Origin of the sequence: Robiginitalea sp. (genome assembly GCF_049588695.1) — a bacterium.
Taxonomy (GTDB): Bacteria; Bacteroidota; Bacteroidia; order Flavobacteriales; family Flavobacteriaceae; genus Robiginitalea.
This window is the reverse complement of sequence record NZ_JBAVZJ010000035.1, coordinates 1-5,830: the sequence shown is the minus strand read 5'-3', so window position 1 is coordinate 5,830 and position 5,830 is coordinate 1. Positions and strand designations below refer to the sequence as shown.

General features: G+C 50.3%; 6 protein-coding genes. 4 read left to right on the top strand and 2 right to left on the bottom strand.

The features are described from left to right. Both WBV75_RS00670 and WBV75_RS00665 read left to right on the top strand, forming a co-directional pair. A partial coding sequence (locus WBV75_RS00670) for a nucleoside recognition domain-containing protein (protein WP_424118739.1) occupies positions 1–1,038 on the top strand: 1,038 nt, incomplete at its 5' end. Next, positions 1,038–1,190, top strand: coding sequence for a FeoB-associated Cys-rich membrane protein (locus WBV75_RS00665; protein WP_424118738.1), 153 nt, complete (start codon positions 1,038–1,040; stop codon positions 1,188–1,190). The genes WBV75_RS00670 and WBV75_RS00665, both read left to right, overlap by 1 nt. Positions 1,191–1,211: 21 nt before the next feature. Here the strand turns inward: WBV75_RS00665 and WBV75_RS00660 are convergent, their stop codons facing one another. Further along, positions 1,212–1,604, bottom strand: a complete 393-nt coding sequence (locus WBV75_RS00660) for a DUF423 domain-containing protein (RefSeq protein ID WP_424118737.1) — start codon at positions 1,602–1,604, stop codon at positions 1,212–1,214. A gap of 123 nt (positions 1,605–1,727) precedes the next feature. On the opposite strand from WBV75_RS00660, the gene WBV75_RS00655 reads away from it, so the two are divergent. Further along, complete coding sequence (locus WBV75_RS00655) at positions 1,728–2,132, top strand: hypothetical protein (protein WP_424118736.1); 405 nt, start codon at positions 1,728–1,730, stop codon at positions 2,130–2,132. Between the two features lie 40 nt (positions 2,133–2,172). Here WBV75_RS00655 and WBV75_RS00650 read toward each other — a convergent pair whose 3' ends face one another. Beyond that, positions 2,173–2,544 (bottom strand): SnoaL-like domain-containing protein, encoded by a 372-nt coding sequence (locus tag WBV75_RS00650; protein ID WP_424118735.1) that lies wholly within the window; start codon positions 2,542–2,544, stop codon positions 2,173–2,175. 151 nt (positions 2,545–2,695) lie between these two features. On the opposite strand from WBV75_RS00650, the gene WBV75_RS00645 reads away from it, so the two are divergent. Beyond that, on the top strand, positions 2,696–5,830 hold a 3,135-nt coding region (locus WBV75_RS00645), incomplete at its 3' end, for a S41 family peptidase (RefSeq protein ID WP_424118734.1).

The window sequence follows — 5,830 nt, the reverse complement described above, 5'->3', positions numbered from 1 at the left end:
GTAATGGCCACCCGGAACATCGAAAACTGGAAAGAGCGTCTGATTACCATTTTGGTGGTTCCTTTTACCACCTGTTCCGCCCGCCTGCCTGTATATCTTATTATTATTGCCCTGGTCATTCCCGAGGGCCGATTCCTGGGCCTCAGTTACCAGGCCCTGACCCTGATGATGCTCTACCTCTTAGGCTTTGCAGCTTCTATCCTGGCAGCAAAAGTGCTTCATCAGATCCTAAAGGTGCGGAGTCGTACCTTTTTTATGGTGGAGATGCCCAATTATAAATGGCCTTTGTGGAAAAATGTCTTTTATACCGTCGTGGAGAAGACCAAGAGTTTTGTCTACGGAGCCGGTAAAATCATCCTTGCCATTTCCATCGTCCTCTGGTTTTTGGGGTCCAATGGGTTTTCAGAAGAATTTAAAAACGCAGAACAAATCATTACGGAAAGGGTCTCCCGGGAAGGTCTTTCCCCGAACAGCCAGGCCTTTGTGGCCAACAAATTAGATGAGTTTAAGACTTCTATGCCGATCCTGATAGACGGGGTTGATAACCGGGCCACCAATATTGCCATACAGGATTCACTTTCAAAATTTCAGGCCGATCTCAGAACCCGGGTCATCAACCAGGAGATCTCGAGTTATCGGCTCGAACACAGCTTTATTGGAAAGATGGGGAAATTCATTGAGCCGGCGGTCCGTCCGTTGGGGTACGACTGGAAAATTGGTATTGCCGTGCTCACCTCCTTCGCGGCCCGGGAAGTCTTTGTAGGTACCCTGGCGACGATCTACAGTGTGGGCAATGATGAAGAGGAAACCATTAAAAACCGGATGGCAGCGGAAGTAAAGCCAGACGGCCAGCCCCTGTTTAATTTGGCTTCCGGAATTTCCCTTATGCTGTTTTATGCCTTTGCCATGCAGTGTATGAGTACCCTGGCCATTGTAAAGCGGGAAACCAATAGCTGGAAATGGCCCATGCTACAGCTGGGCTTTATGACCGTGATTGCGTATCTTGCTGCTTTAACTGCTTATCAACTCCTCTCCTAATGTCCTGGAGCCTGCAACATATCCTGGTTTATCTCACCCTGGCCATTTCAGTGGGGTATCTGCTATATAAGTTCGTCTGGCCGGAGATCCGTAAACCCAAAAACGCAGACCCTTCCAAAGGTTGTGGCAGTTCGGACTGTGGTTGTCATTGAAGTAGATCCAGATATCCGGAATCAGAAGAGGTTGGCGATAAAACTATAGCCGAGCAAGGCCCATCCGACGAGTAGTAAAAGGCCTCCCAGGGGGGTTACCGGACCCAGAAACCGCCATTTTTTTCCGAAGCCTTCACTGAGTACCAACCCGTAAATGCTAAAGGAAAACAAAAAGATCCCTAACAAGAAAGCGCGCACAATGTAGCCGTCCAACGCTGAAGTAAAGGCGAGGTTAAAACTCAGGACTAGCAAAAGTACGGCATGGACCAACTGATAGCGCACCCCGGTTTCAAAGGCCTGTAACTGGGTGCCGGTGAGTTTCCCCTTTAAATAGTGCGCCCCAAATGCGCCGAAGAGTACCCCGAGAAATCCGAGAAGCGCTCCCATTACCTGTGCTAAGAGTATGCTTTCCATAAGTTGTTTTGGTTAAAAATTCAGTTGATATGCAGGTGTAAAAATAAGCATGCTCACCATTTTACCGAATCATTTGTTGGAGACCTGCGCGCTTATGAATACCTTGTAGGAAATTAATCCCTCATGAAAAAGATACTCCTCCTGGTCCTTGCAGGTTCGTTTTTACTCTCCTGTGGGAGTTCGCAACCCGCCGCAACCGGGGGCGAAAAGGATTTGGAAGCTTCCCTGGACGATAAAAATGCAGCGGTTCTTCCTTTGGTCAACCGAATTCAAAAATTGCCCGGGGTAACCCTCCGCGGTGGAGTTCCCGTTTTTATAAAAAACTCAAATACGACCACTGGTCGTCCCCCCTATCCGCTTTATGTAGTAGATGGGCTTGTTGTAGGCAATTCTTTCCGAGCCGTTGAAAACGTAGTACAGTCCGTGGACGTAAAAGAAATCAGGGCACTCACCGGATCCAACGCTTCGTATTACGGTACGCGGGGGGCCAATGGTGTCATAGAAATTACCACGAAAAAAGGGAATTGAGATTCCCTTCGTCATTAATTTTACGGTTAATACCTGCTTTCTACTCAGAGGGCTGATCATAGAAAAACTGCTCCCGGACAATTTTTCCATCCGTTACCTGGTAAACCGCAATTTCCGAAGTCTTTGATCGCTGCCCGGACGGATTATGTGTGGTATCCATTTCAAAACGCACACTAAACCAGTTATCGGCAACGGTAGGCTCAGAAACTTCGATACTGTGCACGTCAAAAGTCTCGGCCCACCAGTCCCCTTTCTTTTTCAATCCCTCCATCCCCTGAATATGCCCCATATCTGAGGTATCACCGGTTTCAATACTAACAATTTCCGGGCTGTAGAGATCCCGATACGCTCTTTCCCATTCCCCTTTTCGGCAGCACTCCACCAGGGTGTTTGCAATGTTTTCTGTGTTCATCTTTTTGGTTTTAAGGTGCGATATAAGATACGTGAAAATGAAGTACTTGTCAAGGATTTTTAACCCAAAAACAGGCTGGAATATTCGATATTGATCCTTGAACCCCTGACCTATTTTACCTACTTTACAAGCCTAAACAAATCACCTGTCCATGAAATCAACATACTCGATTCTGCTCCTTTTAAGTTGTTTTTCTATTTGCGCCCAGCAAACCCGTTTACTGCGCCAGCCAACCCTGTCCAATTCCAATATCGTATTTGTCTATGCGAATGACCTCTGGAAAAGTACTATTGCCGGCGGAAAGGCAGTGCGCCTTACTTCCAATGAAGGTTACGAATCCAACCCCCATTTTAGTCCGGATGGGTCTATGGTGGCCTTTACGGGCCAGTACGACGGGAATACGGATGTTTTTGTGGTTCCCGCGGCGGGTGGAGAGCCCAGGCGACTGACCTGGCATCCGGGGGGTGATTATGTACAGGGATGGTCGCCGGATGGAAAAATTATATTTCGCTCTTCGAGGGAAGGACACCCCACTCAAACAAATCGATTGTACCTGATAGGCCTAGAAGGCGGCCAGGCAGAGGCCCTTCCCCTTCCCAGGGCGGCCTACGGAGAAATTTCTCCGGACGGCTCCCATATTGCGTATACCCCGATTACCTCCTGGGATCCCGAATGGCGGAATTACCGGGGCGGGCAGGCGATGCCGATATGGATTGTCGATTTGGAGAGCATGGAACTGGAACGAACACCGCAGAAGGACGGGGAACGCCACCTGGACCCGGTCTGGTACGGGGGCCGGGTTTACTATATCTCTGAACGGGATTACGCAGCCAATATCTGGTCCTATGACCCGGGGTCGAAAACGGAGCAGCAGCACACTTTCCACAAACAGTTTGACGTGAAAAGCCTGGACGCCGGTCCTTCGGGTATCGTTTATGAGCAAGGTGGTTACCTCCATATTCTAAATCCGGAATCCGGAGACAGCCAGCAGGTTCGCATCACTGTGGAAGGAGATATGAATTTTGCGCGTCCCCGATGGGAATCCGTCAGCGGAAATAACCTCGAGAACCCGCGATTGAGCCCCAACGGGAAGCGGGCCCTGTTCGAACATCGTGGAGAAGTCTTTAGCATCCCTGTGGAAGAGGGTAGCTGGAGGAATCTTACAAAATCATCCGGAGTGGCCGACCGCTACCCGGTGTGGTCTCCGGGAGGTTCAAAAGTCGCCTGGTTCCGCGATGCCAAAGGGGAGTATGAATTAGTAGTCGCAGACCAGAAAGGGGAGATTGAACGCACTTATGCCTTCGCTGACCCTACCTTTTATTTTCAGCCCGCCTGGTCCCCGGATGAAAAGTATATTGCCTTTACGGACACGCACTACAATATTTGGGTCGTCGACCTGGCGGATGGGAAAACCATAAAGATCGCATCGGACCGGTATGCACACCCAAATCGGAATATGAATCCGGTTTGGTCGCCGGACAGTAAGTGGATCGCCTTTACAAAACAACTCGACAGTCATTTTAAGGCTGTTTTTGCTTACAGCATTGTCAGCGGAAAGACCGTGCAGCTTACTGACGGCATGGCCGATGCCCTGAGTCCTTCCTGGGATGCCGGCGGGCAATACCTTTACTTTCTGGCCAGCACAGACTATGCCCTCCAATCCGGATGGCTGGACATGAGTTCTGTGAATATCCCGTTTACCAGAAGCCTGTACGCCATAGTGCTGTCCCGCGAGGGTTCAGCTCCAAACCTCCCGAAAAGCGACGAAGCCGAGATCAAATCCGCAGATGGAGATTCCGCCGGAAAAACGGCAAAAGATGAGGATTCAAAAAATGGAGAAGATACGATTACCGTTACCCTGCATGCTGAGGGGATTCAAAACCGGATCGTAAACCTTCCCTTACCGGCCAGGAATTATACATCCCTGTCCGCAGGGCCGGAAAAAACCGTTTTTATAGCTGAAGATATTCCCAATAAAACGGGCTTGACCCTGCATAAATACGACGTTGAAAAATTGGAGGCCCAATCATTTGCGGAAGAGGTCCGCAGCTTCGTCATCTCGGACTCCGGGGACAACATCCTGCTGAGGCAGGGCGCTAACTGGAAGGTGGGGGAAACGAAAAGTAAAGATGCCTCAGATGCCAAATCTTTGGAGGTCTCCCTACGCCTTCAAATTATTCCAACCGAGGAGTATAGACAGATCTTCAGGGAGGGATGGCGCTATATGCGTGACTTCCTGTATGTAGACAATGTACACGGGGCTCCCTGGGATAAAGTGTATCAATGGTATTCCCCCTGGGTGGACCACGTTCGTCACCGGACAGACCTGAACTACCTGGTCGATATCCTGAGCGGGGAAGTCGCCATCGGACACTCCTATGTGTCCGGGGGAGACCAACCGGATTTGGAAAGGGTGCCTGTAGGCTTGCTGGGTTGCGATTTCAAAGTAGAAAAGGGTCGGTACCGCATCGATCGGATCTACTCCGGCGAACAATGGAACCCTGACCTGTATGCGCCCATGGCCCTTCCCGGACTGGATGTTTCTGAAGGGGACTATATTATCGCCATAGATGGAACTGAGCTTACCGGGGACATGAATCCATACGCCCTGCTGGAACAAACCGCCGGAAGGGAAATCTACCTGACCGTCAGCAATTCTGCGGACGGGAAATCCCCTCGGGAAATTGTCGTCAAACCCATCACCAGCGAAAACGGACTCCGCACTTTTGACTGGATTGAGGCGAATCGGCGCAAGGTGGACAGCCTTTCAGGGGGTCAGCTCGCCTACGTCTACGTTCCCAATACCTCGTCCAGGGGATTTGAATATTTCAATCGGTATTACTTTTCCCAGCAGGATAAAAAAGGGGTCATTATAGATGAACGCAACAACGGAGGTGGATTTGCTGCAGACTATATGATCGACATTATGGACAGGGAACTCTTTGGGTATTTTAACAGCAAAACCGAAAGCAACCGTCCCTGGACCACACCTATGGCCGGGATTTGGGGGCCCAAAGTTATGTTGATCAATGAGAGGGCGGGCTCGGGAGGGGACCTCCTCCCTTATATGTTCCACGCAAAAGAACTCGGGCCCCTGATTGGTACCCGTACCTGGGGAGGCCTGGTCGGCACATGGGATACTCCCCGATTTATCGATGGGGGCCGGATGGTGGCCCCAAGGGGTGGTTTTTTTGACGTGGATGGAAAATGGGCTGTTGAAGGTGAAGGTGTGGCCCCGGATATTGAAGTCATACAGGAACCCTCTGAAGTGGTCAAAGGTCACGAC

What these genes read in the sequence shown, in the direction of transcription:
- WBV75_RS00665 (WP_424118738.1), top strand. Translation starts at nt 1,038, where the DNA reads ATGTCCTGGAGCCTGCAACATATCCTGGTTTATCTCACCCTGGCCATT.
- WBV75_RS00650 (WP_424118735.1), bottom strand. Translation starts at nt 2,544, where the DNA reads ATGAACACAGAAAACATTGCAAACACCCTGGTGGAGTGCTGCCGAAAA.
- WBV75_RS00655 (WP_424118736.1), top strand. Translation starts at nt 1,728, where the DNA reads ATGAAAAAGATACTCCTCCTGGTCCTTGCAGGTTCGTTTTTACTCTCC.
- WBV75_RS00660 (WP_424118737.1), bottom strand. Translation starts at nt 1,604, where the DNA reads ATGGAAAGCATACTCTTAGCACAGGTAATGGGAGCGCTTCTCGGATTT.